General features: G+C 36.4%; 20 protein-coding genes. 4 read left to right on the top strand and 16 right to left on the bottom strand.

What is annotated here, in order from left to right; translation table 11 throughout:
- Nucleotides 1-102 precede the first annotated feature (102 nt).
- Entirely contained in the window at nucleotides 103-444 is a 342-nt protein-coding gene (locus Q4503_RS01150; RefSeq protein WP_303555765.1) for a flagellar basal body-associated FliL family protein, read from the top strand.
- Nucleotides 445-556: 112 nt separating this feature from the next.
- Here the strand turns inward: Q4503_RS01150 and Q4503_RS01145 are convergent, their stop codons facing one another.
- From Q4503_RS01145 to Q4503_RS01125, 5 genes are all read right to left on the bottom strand, one after another.
- The gene (locus Q4503_RS01145; protein ID WP_303601167.1) at nucleotides 557-1,675 is read right to left on the bottom strand and encodes an OmpA family protein; all 1,119 of its coding nucleotides are present in this window, start codon (nucleotides 1,673-1,675) and stop codon (nucleotides 557-559) included.
- 74 nt (nucleotides 1,676-1,749) lie between these two features.
- Entirely contained in the window at nucleotides 1,750-2,637 is an 888-nt protein-coding gene (gene glpG / locus Q4503_RS01140) for a rhomboid family intramembrane serine protease GlpG (RefSeq protein ID WP_215971807.1), read from the bottom strand.
- Nucleotides 2,638-2,647: 10 nt separating this feature from the next.
- Nucleotides 2,648-2,980: a thiosulfate sulfurtransferase GlpE gene (glpE, locus tag Q4503_RS01135; protein ID WP_303495277.1), complete on the bottom strand. Its 333-nt coding sequence runs from the start codon at nucleotides 2,978-2,980 to the stop codon at nucleotides 2,648-2,650.
- Entirely contained in the window at nucleotides 2,980-4,008 is a 1,029-nt protein-coding gene (gene tdh / locus Q4503_RS01130; RefSeq protein ID WP_303601166.1) for an L-threonine 3-dehydrogenase, read from the bottom strand. Before tdh ends, glpE begins: the two co-directional genes overlap by 1 nt.
- A 12-nt stretch (nucleotides 4,009-4,020) precedes the next feature.
- Complete coding sequence (locus Q4503_RS01125) at nucleotides 4,021-5,229, bottom strand: glycine C-acetyltransferase (RefSeq protein WP_215971805.1); 1,209 nt, start codon at nucleotides 5,227-5,229, stop codon at nucleotides 4,021-4,023.
- A 296-nt stretch (nucleotides 5,230-5,525) separates the two neighbouring features.
- Here Q4503_RS01125 and waaA point away from each other — a divergent pair, with 296 nt between their 5' ends.
- Nucleotides 5,526-6,821, top strand: a complete 1,296-nt coding sequence (waaA, locus tag Q4503_RS01120) for a lipid IV(A) 3-deoxy-D-manno-octulosonic acid transferase (RefSeq protein ID WP_303601165.1) — start codon at nucleotides 5,526-5,528, stop codon at nucleotides 6,819-6,821.
- A complete protein-coding gene (locus Q4503_RS01115) occupies nucleotides 6,818-7,558 on the top strand; it encodes a 3-deoxy-D-manno-octulosonic acid kinase (protein WP_303601164.1) in 741 nt (246 codons plus the stop codon). Before waaA ends, Q4503_RS01115 begins: the two co-directional genes overlap by 4 nt.
- Here Q4503_RS01115 and Q4503_RS01110 read toward each other — a convergent pair.
- Both Q4503_RS01110 and Q4503_RS01105 read right to left on the bottom strand, forming a co-directional pair.
- Complete coding sequence (locus Q4503_RS01110) at nucleotides 7,552-8,700, bottom strand: HDOD domain-containing protein (protein WP_303601163.1); 1,149 nt, start codon at nucleotides 8,698-8,700, stop codon at nucleotides 7,552-7,554. The genes Q4503_RS01115 and Q4503_RS01110 overlap by 7 nt on opposite strands.
- 49 nt (nucleotides 8,701-8,749) lie before the next feature.
- Nucleotides 8,750-9,406 (bottom strand): TetR/AcrR family transcriptional regulator, encoded by a 657-nt coding sequence (locus Q4503_RS01105; RefSeq protein ID WP_215971802.1) that lies wholly within the window; start codon nucleotides 9,404-9,406, stop codon nucleotides 8,750-8,752.
- A 375-nt stretch (nucleotides 9,407-9,781) separates the two neighbouring features.
- Between Q4503_RS01105 and coaD the strand changes: the two genes are divergently transcribed.
- On the top strand, nucleotides 9,782-10,264 hold the full coding sequence (coaD, locus tag Q4503_RS01100; RefSeq protein WP_215971801.1) for a pantetheine-phosphate adenylyltransferase: 483 nt from the start codon (nucleotides 9,782-9,784) through the stop codon (nucleotides 10,262-10,264).
- A 103-nt stretch (nucleotides 10,265-10,367) separates the two neighbouring features.
- On the opposite strand, the gene Q4503_RS01095 is transcribed toward coaD, so the two are convergent.
- The 9 genes from Q4503_RS01095 to Q4503_RS01055 all read right to left on the bottom strand — a co-directional run bounded on the left by Q4503_RS01095 (nucleotide 10,368) and on the right by Q4503_RS01055 (nucleotide 20,648).
- Entirely contained in the window at nucleotides 10,368-11,165 is a 798-nt protein-coding gene (locus tag Q4503_RS01095; protein WP_215971800.1) for an alpha/beta fold hydrolase, read from the bottom strand.
- A gap of 199 nt (nucleotides 11,166-11,364) precedes the next feature.
- Nucleotides 11,365-12,177 carry a bifunctional DNA-formamidopyrimidine glycosylase/DNA-(apurinic or apyrimidinic site) lyase gene (gene mutM / locus Q4503_RS01090; RefSeq protein WP_303601162.1) on the bottom strand — a complete coding sequence of 271 codons (813 nt, stop codon included), beginning with the start codon at nucleotides 12,175-12,177 and terminating at the stop codon, nucleotides 11,365-11,367.
- 198 nt (nucleotides 12,178-12,375) lie between these two features.
- Nucleotides 12,376-13,191 carry a bifunctional DNA-formamidopyrimidine glycosylase/DNA-(apurinic or apyrimidinic site) lyase gene (mutM, locus tag Q4503_RS01085; RefSeq protein WP_303601161.1) on the bottom strand — a complete coding sequence of 272 codons (816 nt, stop codon included), beginning with the start codon at nucleotides 13,189-13,191 and terminating at the stop codon, nucleotides 12,376-12,378.
- Nucleotides 13,192-13,251: 60 nt separating this feature from the next.
- On the bottom strand, nucleotides 13,252-14,451 hold the full coding sequence (locus Q4503_RS01080) for an ImmA/IrrE family metallo-endopeptidase (protein ID WP_303601160.1): 1,200 nt from the start codon (nucleotides 14,449-14,451) through the stop codon (nucleotides 13,252-13,254).
- A 9-nt stretch (nucleotides 14,452-14,460) separates the two neighbouring features.
- On the bottom strand, nucleotides 14,461-14,745 hold the full coding sequence (locus Q4503_RS01075) for a type II toxin-antitoxin system HigB family toxin (protein WP_303601159.1): 285 nt from the start codon (nucleotides 14,743-14,745) through the stop codon (nucleotides 14,461-14,463).
- A 105-nt stretch (nucleotides 14,746-14,850) separates the two neighbouring features.
- Nucleotides 14,851-15,978 carry a hypothetical protein gene (locus Q4503_RS01070; protein ID WP_303601158.1) on the bottom strand — a complete coding sequence of 376 codons (1,128 nt, stop codon included), beginning with the start codon at nucleotides 15,976-15,978 and terminating at the stop codon, nucleotides 14,851-14,853.
- Complete coding sequence (locus tag Q4503_RS01065; protein ID WP_303601157.1) at nucleotides 15,978-17,687, bottom strand: AAA family ATPase; 1,710 nt, start codon at nucleotides 17,685-17,687, stop codon at nucleotides 15,978-15,980. The genes Q4503_RS01070 and Q4503_RS01065 overlap by 1 nt, the downstream gene beginning before the upstream one ends.
- Nucleotide 17,688: 1 nt before the next feature.
- A complete protein-coding gene (locus tag Q4503_RS01060) occupies nucleotides 17,689-19,110 on the bottom strand; it encodes a restriction endonuclease subunit S (RefSeq protein ID WP_303601156.1) in 1,422 nt (473 codons plus the stop codon).
- Nucleotides 19,107-20,648, bottom strand: a complete 1,542-nt coding sequence (locus Q4503_RS01055) for an N-6 DNA methylase (RefSeq protein WP_303601155.1) — start codon at nucleotides 20,646-20,648, stop codon at nucleotides 19,107-19,109. Before Q4503_RS01055 ends, Q4503_RS01060 begins: the two co-directional genes overlap by 4 nt.
- Nucleotides 20,649-20,666: the final 18 nt, after the last annotated feature.

Below are 20,666 nucleotides of genomic sequence, written 5' to 3'. Positions count from 1 at the left end.
TTAATTTCAGGTTATGATAAGTAATGTCTCTAATTTTCTACTGATGTACTCTAAGAAGTAAACATTATGCTTAAATATTTGTTGATTGGAACTTGTTTGTTAATGCCTTTAAGCACTAAGGCAGTGGATTATGCCTATTTCGGCTTTGAACCAGACATAGTCACCAATTATATTCCTCTAAAGAAAAAAATGGGTTACGTACGCCTAACTGTTGAGTTAATGGTACCTAGTCAAAATATAGAAATTGTTGAGCATCATTCTGCATTATTACGCGATGCCATTATTGATATTATCGGCAAACAGCCTGAAGAAAAAATAAAATCGATTAAAGGCCGTGCTGAGATACTGCTGAAATGCGAAGAAAAAGTAAAAGAGTTATTAACACAAGAAACAGGTCAACCGTTAATTAAAAAGCTTTTATTCACGCAATGGTTAGATAATTAGGCGAGTTAAGCTAACCCAATTTAATAAATACCCTTAGTTCTACAAACAAAAAAGCCAAAGTTCACACTTTGGCTTTTTTGTTTAGATATGAATATCTAATAAAGTTACGTGTTTAGCGACTAACAGGTACTTGCTCAGTTACTGAAACTTTCGCTTCTATGCGACGGTTTTTCGCATGTGCTTCTTGATTATCACCTGAGTCAAGTAAGTTTTCTTCACCAAAACCTACAGCAGATAAACGATCACTATCAATATTAAATCGATTAACTAATACGTCAACAATTGCATCAGCACGTTGCTGTGAGATTTTTTTGTTATACGCTGCGCTACCTACTTTTGAAGTATGGCCTTCAATTGTCAAAGAAACATCTGGGTAAGCCATTAAAAAGTCAGACATTTTTTTAATTTCTGGTAAATATTCTGCCTTAACAGTAGACTTATTATTATCAAAATTAACTAACAAGCTCATTCTGTTTGTTTCTTCAGTAAAGATAGTACAACCTTTACGATCTACTTTATCTGTAATTGGCGTATCAGGACAGTTATCATAATCATTTAAAACACCATCATTATCATCATCATTCCCTTTCACAGCAGCAACAAGACCTGCAACTGCAGCTCCTGCTTTATCTACCATTGTCGGCTCTTTCTTTCTCTCTGGCATTGATTTTTCACTACCGCCAAAGAAATAAATAACACCTAAACGAGCACTACCTTCTTGATGGTGATCTGAAAATTCATAATGGCCTTTACCTTCAAGATAAACCGCTGTATTTTCACTAAGGTAGTGACGGTAACCAACACCTAAATTTACAGATTCTTTTGCTTGACCGATATCTAAATAGCCTAATCCGCCTACAACATAAAAGCTTTCTTTTTCTGGGAAGTACAAAGCAGAAATATCAGCTACATAAGGCTTATCATAAAAACTATTATCTTTATCAATATTAATTTGGCTAAAAGATAATCGAGCTTCTACAGACTCAGTAAAACGGTAACCAATCTCAGCACCAAAACCAGCACCGTGACCTTTAGTCGCATACGGGTCTGACGCTTTTAATGGATCAGAAAGTTTACGGCCATCATCAGTATCAATATAAAGTAAATGCGCACCACCATAAAACTTACCAACAAGATCTTCCGCTAGTGGAGTTTTATCTGCTGCAAATGCATTTGTTAGAAGAAGAGGAGAAGAGAGAAGTACTGCTTTTAAGCCTTGTAACTTATTCATAATTTAATTTCCATGTTAAATGTAGCGTGTATAATAATTCGGCGCATTTTAACAGTTTTTTTAAGGAATGCACACTAATTCTTAACAAATTTAACACTGTAAACCGCTAGCAAACACCCTGAAATAAGCCCTAATAAATGCGCTGTATTAGCGACATTCACTGGTAATATGTCAAGAAAGCCTAAAACTAGCCAAAACAATAAGAAACCAATAATAGGTTTAGATAACGACAGTCCTCTCTCTGGTGCTAAATAACCATACCACCACACAAAACCTACTAACGCATAAACAACACCAGACAAACCACCAAAATTGGCACCTGAAACAACAAATTGTCCTAAATTAGAAAAAATAGCAGAAACTAATAACAAATTAATTAACGTTCCTTTGCCTAATTCTTTTTCAATACTACCACCCAGTTGCCACCACCACATAGTATTGAACACTATGTGCAATAATGAAAAGTGGAAAAATGCTGGGCCAATAATACGCCAAGGCTCTGTAATAAAAGCATCTAATGATAATTTAGGGTAAAACTGCAGTAGGGTAAAAAGATCGCGCGCCCAGCCTAAATTGCTCCCTAAATAAACAAACCAACAAAGAATGAATACTACTAAGGTCACAACGCCGGCATGCGCAAGAAAACTTTCTCGAAAGCTCTTTAGCAGGGTCAAATCACCACTTTTTACACTAACAGTTTCACCATGATGCCAAGCAGCCTGCTGATATTTTTGATCAAAAGGCTTTTTAATAAAGTGCTCAAATTCAATGTGCGCTTGCTCTTTTTTATCTTGCTGACAATATACGGTATAGCCTTGCTTACTCTCACCAGTATCCGTAATAACCGTTTCGGCAACCACTTTAGCATCAATGCCTAATGTGACTAAATAATTAGCAAACAGTAAAGCAACATTATGTTGTTCTAACTGAACTAAAGCCTTTAAGCTTTGATCTTCAAGCATTGATTAACCCTTAGCGAGCGATATTATCGGGATATTGTAATTGCCACTGCGTAAAGCCACCATCAAGAGAATATACATCGGTAAAATCTTGGCTCAACAAAAATTGTGCAGCTTGTTGACTAGAATGTCCGTGATAACAACATACAACAACAGGTGCATCAAGATCAGCATCTCGGACAAAATCAGCTAAATTTTCATTCGTTAAATGAAGTGCATCTGTTATCCGACCATTTGAAAATGATGTTTCGTCTCGTATATCTACCACAACATGGCTTTTACTCTCTAATACCGCATGTAATTCATCAACTTGCATATGTTTAAAACTTGATTGATTATCTGTCACTAGAACTCCCAATTTAAAATAACTTTACCTGATTTACCAGAACGCATCACATCAAACCCTTTTTGAAAATCATCAATCGCATAATGATGGGTAATAATAGACGATAAGTCTAAACCAGATTGTATAAGACTAGCCATTTTATACCAAGTTTCAAACATTTCACGACCATAAATTCCTTTAATCGTTAAACCTTTAAAAATTATTTGGCTCCAATCAATCGCCATGTCTTTGCCTGGAATGCCTAGCATGGCGATTTTACCACCATTATTCATATTGTCTAACATACTTGTAAATGCTGATGGTACACCTGACATTTCTAATCCAACATCAAAACCTTCTGTCATACCTAAGTCATTCATCACATCTTTTAAGTTTTCTTTAGATACATTAACAGCACGTGTAACGCCCATTTTTTCAGCTAGTTCTAAACGATATTCATTAATATCAGTAATAACGACATGACGCGCACCAACATGCTTAGCAACAGCCGCAGCCATGATACCAATAGGGCCAGCGCCGGTAATTAAGACATCTTCACCAACTAAATCAAATGATAAGGCGGTATGTACAGCGTTACCGAAAGGGTCAAAAATAGCAGCTAAATCGTCAGAAATTTCATCTGGTAATTTAAAGGCGTTATAAGCAGGAATCACTAAATATTCCGCAAAAGAGCCTGCACGATTAACACCAACACCCACAGTATTACGACATAAGTGTGTGCGTCCACCTCGGCAGTTTCGACAATGGCCACAAGTAATATGCCCCTCTCCTGAAACACGATCACCTAACGCAAAACCTTTTACTTCTTGTCCAATGCCAACGACCTCACCCGCATATTCATGACCAACAACCATAGGTACAGGAATAGTGCCTTGCGCCCACTCATCCCAATTATAGATATGAATGTCGGTACCACAAATAGCAGTTTTTTTAATTTTAATTAACAGATCATTATGCCCCATTTCAGGCTTATCTGTGTCTGTTAGCCAAATTCCTTGCTCTGCTTTGGATTTTGATAATGATTTCATAATTTTTATTCCTTAACTAATCACATTCATTTCTTTACCAATACGAGTAAAGGCTGAAATAGCTTGATCTAGTTGCGCTTTAGTGTGCGCCGCTGAAATTTGCGTACGAATACGTGCTTGGCCTTTTGGCACAACAGGGAAAGAAAAACCAATCACATATATACCCTCTGCGAGTAGTCTATTTGCCATTTCACTAGCTACCGCTGCATCACCTAACATTACCGGGACAATAGCATGATCGGCACCTGCACAAGTAAAGCCCGCAGCTTCCATATTGCTGCGAAAATATGCCGTATTTTCTTTTAGCGTTTTGCGCAACTCACCACCTTGTGCCAATAATTGCAAGACCTGTATAGACGCATTAACAATGGCAGGAGCCAAAGAGTTTGAAAATAAGTAGGGACGTGAACGTTGACGTAGCCATTCAATCACTTCTTTTTTCGCTGAAGTATAGCCGCCTGAAGCACCGCCCATCGCTTTACCTAATGTACCGGTGATAATATCAACACGACCCATTACCTCACAATACTCATGACTACCTCGACCATTTTCACCAACAAAACCAACAGCATGTGAATCATCAACCATCACCATAGCATTGTATTTGTCTGCTAAATCACAAATACCCTTAAGGTTAGCGATAACACCATCCATAGAAAAAACACCGTCTGTAGCAATTAATTTAAAACGTGCGCCAGCCGCATCAGCTTCAATTAAACTTTGCTCTAATGCCGCCATATCATTATTGGCATAACGAAAACGTTTTGCTTTACATAAACGCACACCATCAATAATTGAGGCATGATTAAGCGCATCACTAATAATGGCATCTTCTGAACCTAATAATGTTTCAAACAACCCAGCATTAGCATCAAAACAAGAAGAATATAGAATAGTATCTTCCATGCCTAAAAATTCGCTAATACCCTGCTCTAATGTTTTATGAATATCTTGTGTACCACAAATAAAACGTACTGAGGCCATACCAAAACCGTGTTCATCTAACCCTGCTTTTGCAGCCGCAATAAGGGTAGCATTGTTCGCCAAACCTAAATAATTATTGGCACAGAAATTAATAACCTCTTCACCGGTATTAACAGCTATTTGAGCCTGTTGTGCAGTAGTAATTATACGCTCTGCTTTGTACAAACCTTCCGCTTTAACTTGTGTAATTTGTTCTTGAATATGGTTACAAAAAGTTGTCGAATTATCTTTAGACATACGAAAAACCCTACATTGATAGATAAATTATGAATGTGTTAATTGTACGCACTTACGCTAACTTATACAGAGTCACCCACTGAACAATATTTTGTAAAAAAGAGAGGCAATGTAAAATTATAATTACGACGTACTATCCGCTAACATTAAATTTAAACCGGTAAATACAAAATAATTTTTTTTGTTTTGTAAACTTACACTTTTCATATTCATCAGTATTTAAGTGAACTTATTTAAGTAAACTTAGGTATAATAAAACATAAATTTACTGCCGTTCAATTTATGTAGAACAATTTATGTTTGCGTTACTAATCTATCGAATCTTACTACTATTACTAACGCCTATTATATTATTGGCTCTCTTATTTCGCTCCTTTAGTAACTCACAATATCGCCAACGTTTAAGTGAGCGTTTCGGTTTCACCTCTAGCACTATATTATTGAACAAACAAAACACTAAAGGGATTGTCGTTCATGCAGCTAGCGTTGGAGAAGTAATCGCGATAACTCCTTTTGTAGAGCTATTATTACAGCAATATCCAACGTACCCTATTACCATCACTACTTTTACCCCTACCGGCTCTGCACAAGTAAAAAAACATTTTGGCTCACGCGTGCAACATACTTTTCTACCGCTTGATATTTTGCCTTGCACCTCATTATTTTTAAATCGCTTACAACCACAATTAATGATTTTTATGGAAACAGAATTATGGCCTAATTTAATCAGTCAATGCGCCAACAAAAGAATAAAACTCTTGCTAATTAATGGGCGATTATCTGCCAACTCAATGAAAAGTTATCAAAAAATTAGTACGCTGATCACCCCAACGTTAAACCATTTTGATAAAATATTGTGCCAAAGCCATGACAATTTAGATAACTTCCTGCAATTAGGAGCAGAGAGTGACCGATGCCAAGTATCTGGCAATCTCAAATTTGATATTAGCCTTAATGCAACAACTGAAGATAAACAAAGAACCCTAGCACAATTTCTACCGCCACATAGACCCATTTGGTTAGTGGCAAGTACACATCAAGGTGATGAAGAAATAGCATTGGCCGCATATAACGTAATCCAAGAAAAATTTCCTCAACTTCTATTGGTACTTGTACCAAGGCATCCAGAACGCTTTAGTTCAGTCGCCAAACTTTGCATTAACCAAGGTTACTCACTCGCTAAACGCAGTGAAAGTGAACAAGTGACAAATCATAATATATGGCTACTCGATACCTTGGGGGAGTTAATAGCTGCTTATGCTCTTGCAGATATTGTTACTATGGGTGGCAGTTTTAGTGATATTGGAGGACATAACCCATTAGAGCCAGCGTTATTCAAAAAACCCATTATTGTGGGTAACGACATGAAAAATTTCACTGATATTTTACTACAATTACAAAAAAATAACGGAATTATACAATTACCTATTCTAGAAAATAAAAATCAACAAGCATTAGCGCAAGCCGTCATACATCTACTAAATAATACACAAGCAGCTCAACTACTCGGATCTCAAGCACATAAGGTAGTACTTAATAATCAAGGAGCGAGTACACGAACGTTAGCTCAAGTGAAGGAATTAGTAATATGAGTAACATGATACAATTAGCAGCTTTTAAAGACGGAAATACGTACTGTCTTTTTAATCGAAATGAAATTGAAGATTTCACTCCAGAAATGCTTACCGCTGAATATTGGCAAGAAAACAATGCCATTACCGGATCAGCGCAAGGTCGAGGCACAACTTGGTTTATTCAATATCAATCCAGCATACAAGACAAGCAATGGGTTTTGCGTCATTATTATCGTGGTGGCTTAATTGGTAAAATAGTTAATGATAGTTACTTCTTCACCGCTCTAAAACATACCCGTGCAGATCGAGAGTTTTCTTTATTAGCTCATATGCAAACATTAGCATTGCCTGCACCCAAACCGATTGCTTACCGGGTGATACGCCAAGGTTTACTTTATCGCGCAGATTTACTGAGCAGTCGCATTGAAAACGCCCAAGATTTGGTGGCCATTTTAACCCAAAAAGTAATAAGTGATGATTTATGGTTTAATATTGGCGAAACGATTCGTCGTTTTCACTCACAAGGTATATATCACCACGACTTAAATGCGCACAATATTTTAATTGATAATAATAATAATAAAGCTTGGTTAATCGATTTTGATCAAGGTGAGCTAAGAGCAGTTAGCACCCGTTGGCAACAGAATAATATGCAGCGGTTACTGCGCTCTTTCCGCAAAGAGCAAAAAAAACTTTCTAATTTTTACTGGCAAGAAAGTCATTGGGATGCATTATTAGCAGGTTATAATCAATAAGCCTGCTCTATAACTTTATTGATTTTTTTTCTAAAATTAATATCCGTAATCAGGGTATTAATTTTATCAAGTCGAGCCATTTTAATGATATCTTGGGTGTAATAAAATTCTACTTTCCCCATCACCTCAAAGCTTAATTCTTTATATTCTGATATATTTCTTAACCCACCAAATGCCACTAAATCAGCTAAACGACAGGCAATATAACACAAAGAAACCTGCTGTAATTCTTCACTAGATATAGCTAGATCAACGGTATTATTAGCTAAAGGTAATAAGCTATAAGCTATACCTTTTTCAATAGATTGCGGTAATTGCCATTGTTGAGCTAAACGTTTACCTAATACCGCGCTATTAACACCAATAACATGCTGAAAAACCTTAGTACGCTCAAATAAACCATAATTCTTTAAGTAAACATCAGCCATCGCTGGGCGATAAGACAAAATGGCGAGGTCACCTAAATAAGAGAGTAAACAATGTGTTGATAGCTCTGCTGAATTTTCCACATTCATTTCTGTTGCTAGAATCAAACCAAAGGCACTAGCCAAATAGCTTGCAGTCCATAGTTTTTTATACGCGGCATTCTGCGCTTTATCAGTTAAATGCGAATCTTGCTGCACAGCGAGTTGTGTTGCGATATTTTTAACTTGTGTAATACCTAAAAAAATAATAGCGTGATTAATATTAGTAATAGGTTGACGCAAAGAAAATAATGGTGAATTAACGGCATTCAAAATTTTAGCAGTCATTTCGGCATCGGTTTTTATTAAGTCAAACAGTTCACTTGGCTCAAATCCACCTTGAATCAATGGCAATAATAATGGGTGTGGCTTCCGAAATGATTCCGTAATATTTTTAGCTGTATGCTGTTGCTCGGCCGTAAGTTCTTCAGCAAACAATAATTCGAATTCTAGAAACTCCTCTGGTAGTTTAAATTCAAGCTTTGTTGCAACGTTAGTTATTCCCTCTAGGCTATGCTCTTGATCATCTTGCCTAGAAGGTAACAAAGGTTTACGGTTAATATTATTTTTGGTCACACTCCCTCTATTTTTAGGAGTGCGACGAGGATTATTTAAGCGCCAAATAAAATAAGATAATAGCCCTAAGATACTGATTGAAATTACTGTTTCCAAAGACATTTGAATATCCTATTCTAGTCGTTAGCATTATAAATCTAACATACTGTCTTTATAATGTAACCAAGGCATCTTTGCAACGCTGTTGATACATATCTCTCGCTTTTATTAACTCAGGCATTGCTGCTTCTGTAGTATAAGGTTTTAAAATAACTAATATTTTAAGCACGCCTTGATAGAATACCGAGTCATTTATTTCATTAACCATATTTTGTGTTTGATAAAAGCTTAACCAAAATGTATTAATAATACGTAAAATACTGACTATGTCGGTTAAATCATCATCATTAAAATCAACAATACCAGCATCTTTTAAAGACATTAGTAACTGACTTACCCGTTCAGCGATTGAATGTTGAACCTCAACATATTTTTCTCGTAAACTTGGATTTTTATCTAACAATACGGGTAAATTGCTATAGAAGAATCTAAACTTCATCATCATTTGAAATACCGCATCCATATAAAGAATGATGGCATCAAGTGGTTTTACCTCATTACTCACTTTTGGAATAGTATCAAGCAGTAAATTACTTGCATATTCCTCATAAATAGACAAAATAATGTCTTCTTTATTCCGAAAATGATAATACAAATTACCAGGGCTAATACCTAAATGTGCTGCAATATGATTTGTGGTGACATTTCGCTCTCCGTGCTTATTAAATAATATAATGCTTGCCTGAATTATCTTATCGCGGGTTTTCATAGAGGCTACTTCTTCCTTCTAATTTAAGGTAATTTAAATAGTTTTACATATCTATCATACTATCAAAATACATTGAACTTGAAACCTTTTTGAGTAAATACTTTAACTTATAGACGATCTAAATCAAGGTTCAGATTACGTATTAAGTAACAACTTGATCTATGTAAATAGTTAAAGAACTTAAGAGACGACGCATTAATGGAGAGAGTATTGTTCTGTAGAATATTCTCTAATACCCTACTTGCATACAGCGCCTATATCAAACCCCATAACGACTATTGATTAGTTTTATAATATTTAAACGGTTAATGCTTGTAAGAAACTTAACTAAACCATTACAATGCCTAGTATTCACCAATAAATGAAACTTAAAACATGAGCATAAAAGCAATTTACCCTGGCACATTCGATCCCGTTACAAATGGGCATTCAGACTTGATTTTACGTGCTAGCCTGTTATTTGGTGAGGTGATTATTGGTGTTGCTTCAAGCCCAAGTAAAAAGCCACGCTTTACACTTGAACAACGTGTTGAAATGATACAACAAATAACTAAAGACTTAGACAATGTTACCGTTGTTGGCTTTAGTGGTTTATTGGTCGACTTTGCTAAGCACCATCAAGCAAAAGTTTTAATTCGTGGCTTACGTGCAGTATCAGATTTTGAATATGAATTCCAATTAGCAAATATGAATCGCCGTTTATCACCTGATTTAGAAAGTGTCTTTTTAACACCTTCAGAAGGTAACTCTTTTATTTCATCAACATTAGTAAAAGAAGTCGTTTTACATAAAGGGGATGTCAGCCAATTTGTTCACCCTATTGTTCAAGATGCATTAAAAAAAGCCATCTTAAACTGATCTGACTTTTCACACTATTATGCTCTTAGGTATGTTTGGCTGATAATTAGGGCAATATACTGTGATTCTATTTGACTGCCTAGTTTCTAACAATGTTGCTTCACTAACAACCTTGTTTTGCAATAAAGGCTAATGAATGTTGATTAAAGCTATCTGGCTGCTCCACATTACAAACATGTCCACATTGTTGGATAGTATGTAGCAAACTATTTTTATGGCGCTTTACCATCTCTTTGACAGGCCCTAAAAACATATGATCCTCTTTGCCCATAATATAAAGAATAGGTATATCGATCTCTTTTTCCTTAAAGTAACGCATCAAAGGGTTTACATCCATAGCCAGTTTAAACCATCTAATAAATTCTTTTTGACACAATAATTTAGCTTCACGCACAAATAACAGACGGGATTCTTTATGACGCTTTTTTGGCATCATAATAAACGCAAACAAACGATACAACCACATATACGGCAAACAATGTTTAAAGATATTTCCTAAGTAAACTAGTGTATTGCTGCGGGTATTAAAGCGAGTAATAGCCCCTCCTAACACCATACTTGATACATATTCAGGTGCGATTTCTGCAATATTACGAATAATAATGGTACCTAATGAGATACCAACAAAATGTGCACAAACGATATTGTTATGATCTAATACATCAATAATATCTTCAGATACTTTATTAAAAGAGTAATTACTGTCGACAAAAGTTTGTACTAAATGGGTAGATTTTCCATGGCCACGAAGATCGAGTAAAAGAACATTATAGTCTTTCTGATAAACTCTAAGTTGACGAAACCAAATTGCCGAACTTCCGCCGGCACCATGGACAAAAACAACCCATATTTTACTGGTTTTATGTGGAATAATACGATGAAAAAGAATTGATTTACTCATTCTTACAATCACATACCTTATTATGACGCGCTTAATTGTCGTCAGTATAACTAACTTTTTAAGAAATCTCTTAATAAGTTCTGTTTTCAAAGACCTTGCAATAAACAAATTATTATAAACTTGGTTATGCTAAAACGATCCGCCATTAACCGTTCAAGACTAACTCATAAAGCCGTAAGATGTACTAATCAACTACAGTCTAGTCTTGCTGACAATTAGGACAATATACCGAGCTTCTATTTGACTGCCTAACTTCTAACAATGTTTCTTTACAAGTTAAACAAGCTTCTCCTGCTCGGCCATAAACAAATAATGATTGAGCAAAATATCCAGGTCGGCCATCAGCTTGAGTAAAATCTTTTAAGGTAGTGCCCCCTTGCTCAATCGCAGCAGCAAGCACTTGCTTTATAATATCGGTTAACCGATTATAACGCTGTCGGCTAATACTTCCTGCTAGCGCTGTAGGTAAAATACCCGCTAAAAATAACGCTTCATTAGCATAAATATTACCAACGCCCACCACTACATGATTATTCATTAAAAAAGTTTTAATGGGTACTTTTCTCTTTTTAGCCTTATTAAATAAATAATCGTGACCAAAATCATCGGTGAGTGGCTCTGGCCCTAGCTTACTTAATAGCCCCTGAGAATCATAATGCTCATCAAACCACAAAACGGCGCCAAAACGCCGAGGATCATTTAAGCGTAATACGACCCCATTGGCAAACACCAGATCGAAGTGATCGTGCTTAGCAACAGGTACCTCTTTATCAATCACACGAAGTGTACCTGACATACCCAAATGTAAAAGTAGACTTCCCGTGTCAAAACGCAGTAATAAATACTTAGCACGTCGGTCAACACTTTTAACATTTAATCCTATAAGTTTTTGTAAATCATCAGGAATAGGCCATCGTAACTTCGCATTACGAACAACCACCTTAGACACTTCATTATTTATAATGTGCGGACTAATCCCTAAACGGCACACTTCATCACATATACAACCCATAATTTCGTACCTGCATGTGCAGAGAACGAGTAGGTCTATTAATTTAAAAGGAATAAATCAAATAGAAAGCAATAAAAAGTAAGTACGATTTACAGGTACATTATTTTCATCTAAATTTTCTAATAGCAACGACTAATTTAGGTACAAAACTACCCCATTTAGACTTTAAGGCGAATCTTTATTACCTATCCGCAAAACTTATTTTTTTTGGCATGTAGGGCAAAATACTGTTGCTCTGCCTGCTTGTTTTATTTCTTTCAATTTTTCTTTGCAAACGAAACAGGGCATACCACCTCGACCATAAACTAATAATTCTTGTGCGAAGTATCCTGGCTTACCATCTGATTGAGTGAAGTCTTTTAAAGTAGTACCGCCTTGCTCAATCGCATGCGCTAATGTTTGTTTAATATGTGTGGTTAATTCTATATAACGCTTTTTAGAAACTTTTCCTGCTTGCTTCCTTGGATCTATTCCCGCTTTAAATAAGCTTTCATTTGCATAAATATTACCAACACCAACGACGATATGGTTGTTCATCAAAAAAGTTTTTATCGGAACTGTCTTTTTACGGGACTTTTCATATAAACAATCATCTGTAAAATCAGAAGATAGAGGCTCTGGGCCAAGTTTTATAATTAACGGGTGTTCATTAATATCTTCTGTAATCCATAATACGGATCCGAAACGACGTGGATCATTGAGTCTTAAAGCTAATCCATTTTCTAAAACCAAATCAAAATGATCATGTTTAGTCACCTGGGTATCTTTGTCAATTACTCTAATAGTACCTGACATACCTAGGTGTAACATTAATATACCTCTAGAAGTCTCAAGCAAGAGGTATTTAGCTCGGCGGTTAACAGAAATAATTTTTTCACTACAAATTTCTGAAATCGTCGGAGTAATTGGCCATCTCATATTTGCATTTCGGACTATTACATCACTGACAATTTGATTTAAGACATGTGGCTCTATTCCACGCTTACAAACTTCTACTTCCGGTAGCTCTGGCATAATACTCTTATATAATTTAGCTGTTCATAACAAATCGTAGATTAGCGAATGGCAATTTTATTAAACGAAACAATGTCTGATCTTTTCTCTAAATAATTTACCAAACATCGAATGTTCACTCAATTCATAACGGATACGCCCAGCAGCGATACAAGGAGATATACTAAGAACTTTAGCTAAGGCACGAACATCACTTGCTTCTAATATCTTATCTATATCCCATTTATCGTTAGGCATTAAAGATTCTTGAGCTAATGCATCAGCCTGTTGTTCAATTTCATCACCTCCTTCAGCGTCTAAGTTATCAAGAAACCAAGTTTCGGTTCCATCAACATGTAACGCTATATGGGCTAATTCATGCATCAATGAAAACCAGAAATTATCTAACTTGTCATGTCGCAATGTTAAGGCAACAACAGGATTACCAGTAGGAGAAAGGCAAACGGCTCCATCTAAGTATGTTTTAGGTAAATGTGGCTCAATGATTAAATGAATACCATGACTGTTTAAATATTCCTTAGCTAAAATAGGACCTTGTTTCGACCAAGACATCTCAGCCAACTTTCTCATCCATTTTAAATCAACAGTTCCTACAGCGTAGTTAGTTTTAAGTTGCTCTTCTTTGGCCTTTTGTAAAACTCTCACTTGCCATGCCCAAAGCGCATAATCATTAGTTTCTTTATCATTTGAACGTAAATGTGCTGAAGTTCTGAGCATTGCTGGTTCTAAATCAAACCCATTTTTCACAGACGATAAAAATGAGGTTACTTTCTCTGCTGAATATTCTTTTAACTCTCGTAATGACCCTGTGAATCCTTCAAAATATCCTCGTAAGCGCATCTCTGCCAAAGGAAAGGCTTGCCAATTAATATCTGCAGAAACTGCTTTTTTCTGGCATGGTTCCTTTATAAGTATATCGGCTGAAATGCCTAAGCCTTCACTAAGCTTACGGATCATATTAATACTTAAATTTCGAGTACCATTAAGTACTTCAGTGACCTTGGATGCAGAACCAAAATAAGGAATTAAATCTTTTTTAATTAAGCCTTGTTGATCCATACGAAATTTAATTGCTTCTATAGGGTCAGGAACATCCATAGGGAATACTTCTTGTTCATATTTTTCAATTAATAGCGCAAGTACATCTAGCTCATCGCCTGCAGCTGTATCCGGTTTAGGATCGAGATCCATCAAAGCCATCAAGCGGGAAAGGGCCTGATCATGATCTTGTTCTGTTTTGATTAATTTAATATGGTTCATAATTTGTCCTTAAAAGCTCTGCTTGTCATACTCCGAATGGGTTCCAACCCATTCAACAACAGCAATGCCATTTTGATATCTCACTTTCACTACTAGCCTGTAGTGGTTACCTTTTATATTAAAGATAACTCTATTGTCCGATAGAAAGTCTGCACTACTATATCGGTCTTTAATATCTTGAGGTGTATTCCACTCAGCATCTTCTGCTTCATAGAACCACGCATCTAGTGCATTTTTTATATTTGCATGTTTTCGACTAAACTTTAATAGTTTGTCTCTTCCTAAGACCTTCATTACGCCCCAAAGTTCCCCAAAGGGGAATTATAGTTGTTATTACCAAAAAGGGAAGTTAAATATTATAACTACAGTTAATCAGTTACGGCAAGAACCAAAACAACTTTAATAACCAAATGTCTGTTCTGCATCTTGATTATTATTGACTTGTTGTTGCTTCCACTCGATGAGTGACCAAGCACCTTGCTTCACATCGTCGCCTTGCTCATGAAGCCATTCGTATAGCCTAAACCACCAAAAACGCCATTCTGTTATTTTCATATCTTGTGGTTCACGTCTAGATTTACGCCTAATTTGCTCGCAAAAATCGTTAAAATCCTCGGGCGCACAATCCCCATCAATGTATTCACAAAAAGTTGAAGTGATTCTAGATCCAACCCTTTTAGGTACTTGGTAAATATCTATCCAGGCTTTTATCATCTCAGCTTCATCTGGAGTAGAGTTTGGATAAGTGATTTGTGCTGCTCGCAACGGATTACTATCACCATCAGCCGCAAAGTCGTTAAGCTCAGCAAACACTGGTGTAACTTTTACCTTTTGATAAAAACTCTGAGCTAGCGGCGGGAGAGGATAAAATGCTTTTCTTCTCGTTGCTCCATTATGAAGCACATCTAGTGCACCTTTTGCCTTGCTATTACATATGTGACAAGTGGGAATAAAGTTATCTGGGTGGCATGAATATGTTGGGTATTTATCTTTACACAAAAGATGATCGTAGTCTGATACCCACTGTTCATCATCGACTATGTTAAATCGGTTATGGGAAAGCGCGGCAGTTCCACATAAAAAACACAGTTCAGTGTTTGAACGTACATACTCCTGATAATGTTGTTCTATCGATTCAGTAGCTAAACGAATAATCCCAGCCAACTTTTTTGTTCTAGTAAAAAGGTGTGTGGTTAAATTCTTTAAAGCATCAAACAAACTTTGTGGTTGAACTCTAGGGACAGCAGCAGTTTTGTCTGCAAATAATAAAGATACATCTTGACTGTTATTTATTAAATCGAAAAACACTTGTTTATCAGTCTGAGTAACTCGCAACGCATCCCAAACGGCTTTAAATTTTTCTTTAGTTGCTTCATTGTCCCAGCATTCTTGCCCAACAGTCCTAGAAAATAGTTGGCGAGAGAATCGTGTTCGAGTGGTACTTGTCCGTAAAAAGAACAATAACTCTTCATTTAATTTTTCAAATATTTTGCACCTAGGCGTTGCAGGGTTAGCGGGAAATAACATTACTCTTTCAGCTTCCTTAGCAAGTATGCTTTTTCCATCGATTCACCTATGTTTTCGTTTAACCAAGCGCGGGCTTGATCTTTTTCTTCTTGTGAATCGCCCTTAGGTAGATGGACTTTAATGTCCTCGACGACGGTTTGAGAAATAAGCGATTTCAAATCAAAATACTCTTTGATCAAAACGTCAAACGAAGCACCATAGGTTTGGTTCTCAGCTCTATTCATTTTAATAAAACCATTGTCGTCACGTTCAAATCGGTAAACGTCTGATTTTTTTAGTGATGAGATCATAAAGGGTGAATGAGTAGAAAGTAACGTTTGAGTGCTATTAGTCCAGACATCACCAACTTGATTAGCTTGAGCTAGGTGTTTATGAAAATATGTACGCCAAGAAGGGTTTAGGTGTGTTTCAGGTTCGTCAAAAAGAAACAGTGTTTGTTCATCACGAAATATTCTAGCGGCGGCTAATATTTGTATCAGTTGTGCTTCACCATCTGAAAAGTCGTCAAAATTAACACACTGTCCATTTTCATCAGCCAACTCAAGACGTTCAACTGATAACGGTAATTTAGTTTTTAATGGTTTTTTAACCGTTTCAATGAAATCACACTTTCTTAGTTTTTTAAGATCATCGCCTTGCCAATTACTTACGCCAAGTAGTTGTATCTTATATAATCGCTCAAATAAGCGAAGTGGCTCATTATAATTCGCATTTGAAAGTTTTTCTTTTACAGATTGATTCGATAAGTCAAGAGTAATAAAACCAGCAAGGTAATCTAGCTCATATAAATCAAATTCATTATCTGTGGTTCTGTTACCAATACCCTCAACGCAATTATCACCACCTGCACGTATAAGTATAGCAATGTCTTTTACTGCATCAACTGAGGCTAAACCTCTGCGTAAATCATATTTTAGCTTAATTAATTTGGGTAACTTAAATCGTATTTCTTTGAGGAGTGTATTTATTTCTTCATCTGGAAGTATGGAGAATGAGGTCATTAATAGCGCACAACAGTCATAATCCATGAAAATGTTCTTAGGGATTGCTGTATCTGACTCACGCAGAGATAATAATCCATCTTGCTCTCGTGCTTCACCTTCAGGAGCCGAAAAAATATGAGAATATCGCTTTAAATAGCGTTCATTAATTTGAACGATATCAATCTCTTTAACGATATCTAAACCTAGCTCTTTACGACGATTTTTTCTGACACGCATAATGTCGTAAAACTGAACAGCATTCTTCATAAAGCTTCGTTGAAGATTTTCATTTAATCCTGAAGAGTAGCCAACTAAAGCAGGAATTGGAAAATACTTTTCATTTAAACGTAGCTCTTCCCACTCATCACCATTTTTAACTTTAACTTTTACATTACCATCTTCTGTAATACTAACTTTCAGCGTTGGTTCATGGCTATTATCAATAATCATTTCATCGGGATAACTCAATACATCTGGATCATTTTCGATATTAATATGATAAATAACAGAAACAGCAAAACCTAACGGGCAACGAACTTTAAAATCATGTCGTTTGTACCGCTCAAGGTAAGAGAATGTTTCACCTATCAACTCTAATAACTGAGACTTCCCTGAACCATTTAAACCGATAAAAGCCAATAAACGGCCTTCACTTTGGCTAAAATCAAAAGTATCTGAACGTAATCCTTTATATTCACCATCGAGGGTGATACTTAATAATTTCATATTAGTCTTGTGCTTTCCTTGTGGTCGTTTGCTTTTTCACTGGCTTTTTCTTAGGTGATTTCTTCTTAGACAAGGCATCACGCTCAGCTTGTATTTTAGCTAATAAGGCCTCTGCGGAGTTTTCGCCAGTGATTAAGGCTTGGTTAAGCTCTCGCCATTCTGCTGTCAATTCGCCACGGAAAGCTTTAGCTAAAATAGATTGAGTAAGATTATTAACGCGTTCTTGAGCCGCATTAACTTTTTCTTCAATTTTGTCAGCAAAAGTAAAAAACTGTTCTACTCGACGAACTATTTCATTTTGCTCGCTCACAGGAGGTAGTTCACAGGCAAAGTTTCTCATTTTTTTTATACCAAAAGCGGCTTGGGATGTTGAGTTGGATTGCCTTGCAATCTCATCCATAGTAGACGGAGCAGAAAGAAATAACATAATATATGTAGCATTTGACACGTCTAAATTAGGCTGAATGAGGATAACGTTAGCAGAAAGTGTATAATCAATATCCATAGGTAGTACAGTGGCTTTACCAAGGGTACCTATTTTTCCAAAAACAAAATCCCCTAATTTCAACTGATACCTATTATTATGCTCTTTAAGTACATCTATAGATACTTTACGAGCTCGAGAAAAATCAATTGATCCATCAGGTTTTAAATCTCCTATTCCAATATAAGGAATACCCCCAGATACTTCTTTTGGGGTCCTATGGCTGGGCTGTGGATCAATAATATTCGCCGCGTCTTGTAGTTTTATAGGCTTCCAGTTTTTAATATTTTCCGTCTTCACACCTTCAGTCAATTTCCCACTAACAGCGGAAGCGAGGACGGATTGGCGGAAGCGTTTGATAATGTCAGGAATAGAATCAAGGCGATTTTTGATGCTGTCGACTTTAGCCAACAAGCCTTCTAACTGTTTGACTATTTCTTTTTGTTCGGCAAGTGGCGGAACTGGAACATCTAAAGCAACTAATGCTTTTTGATAAATTGCAGCAACACTTGTTGTAGCAGAGGTAATATTTCTTAGCTGATACTTACCTTCCGCTGAGTTAAACCAATAAGCAATTATCTTGGGCTCAATTTTGTGAAATCGTATTCTTAATAAGTTGTTATTGAAAAGAATTTTTTTTTCAGTTCGATGAAGAAATACTCCACACTTACCAACTAGCTCAACGCTATTTCTTGTATTAAAAATGAAGTCGTTATATTGCAACGAGAACTTATTAACTTCTTCATCTGACGCATCGACTTTAATCAAGTTACTTATTTCGAAATCACCCTTGGTGTTGAGGTTATTCATTTTTAAATAATCAAATTGCTTACTTGAACTTTGATCTTTTGCTCCTCTGACTAAACCAGTATTGGAGGACTCGATTAAGTTCCCTATAGTATCTTTTTCCCATTTTTTTGGTAAAGTCTTTATACTCATCCTTTGGCCCCTGCAGCAAGTGACTCCATCAGAGTTTCAAGTTCACTTAATGCAAGTTTTAATTCATTCATTGCATCACCTGCAAGTGCTTCGGGCGTTTCTAAATCATTAGCTTCAACGCTTTTTTTATCTCTAATCCATGAAATATTGAGGGAGTCCTTTTTAGTATCACGAATATAATCACGAGAGAAGCATCTCCAACGGCTATTTTCAGGTGTATTTACTTTAGTTTCCTCAGTAAAGCTCCATTCACCTTCTTTACGTTTTGCTGTACCTTTCGGTTCACTACCATAAACCTTTTCAAATGGTAGTAAATGCAGCTCTGAAAAAGGGGTACGCTTACCAAAGTTATCCATATTTGAACGTAAATCATAAACCCAAGTATTCTCAGTACAATTTTCTTCTTGTAACTTATCTTTTTCGCTACCTTTGGTGAAAAACAATACATTAGTTTTAACCCCTGCCGCGTAAAAAATACCCGTAGGTAAACGTAAAATGGTGTGTAGGTTACACTTATTCATTAAGTCGGTACGAATATCAGAACCTGCACCGGCTTCAAATAGTACGTTATCAGGTAATACAACCGCTGCGCGACCACCAGGTTTTAAGTTACGGTAAATGTGCTGTAAAAACGCAAGTTGTTTGTTACTGGTATCAAAAGTTAAATCGTCACGAGAGATCGACGCATCACCGCCTTTACTGGTACCAAATGGTGGGTTGGCTAGAATAATATCTGCACGTTCTAAATTTGCGCCGACTTGGCCTAGCGAATTACCGAGATGAATAACGCCATCTTCGTCACCTTCCATACCGTGTAATAAACAATTCATGAGTGCTAAGCGACGAGTACCAGGCACAAGCTCAACACCAAGATAGGCTTTATTTTTTTGGAATTTCTGTTGTTCAGGTTTTAAGTCATACAAATCGTCAGTTGCCGCTTTAATATAGCGATGAGCCGCAATCAAAAAACCAGCGGTACCTGCTGCTGGGTCTTGTATTATTTCACCAGCTTTTGGCTTCATACAACGCACCATAGAGTCAATTAAGTCACGCGGTGTGAAGTACTGACCAGCGCCAGATTTAGTTTCAGTTGCATTTTTTTGTAACAGCCCTTCATATAAATCACCTAAGCCATCTTTGCTATCACTGAACCAATCTTGAATGTTATCTAACGATTTAACCAGCTGCTCTAAATGTCTTGGTTCACGTAAACGGGTTTGCGCATCGGCATAAATTGCACTGATTAAAGGGTCTTCATGGATGTTATTACCTAAAGCATCTTTGCCAGTAGAAAGAGATAATAAGATACGGCGATAATCATTCAGTAAGTTAATACCTGACTTAGCGTTTAGATCTGTCCAACGACATCCTTCAGGTAATGTATGTGCTTTTAGTACACCGTTTTCAGTATTTTCATGGACCATTTTGATGAATAATAGCAAGACCAACTCAGTGACATAATCACTGTAGTTAATACCGTCGTCACGTAATACGTCACATAGGTTCCATAGTTTTTGTACGATGTCGTTATTACTCATTTTTATTCCTAGTTTTAC

Source organism: Colwellia sp. 6_MG-2023, from assembly GCF_030547765.1.
Taxonomy (GTDB): domain Bacteria; phylum Pseudomonadota; class Gammaproteobacteria; order Enterobacterales; family Alteromonadaceae; genus Colwellia.
This window is presented reverse-complemented; position numbering and strand designations above follow the sequence as displayed.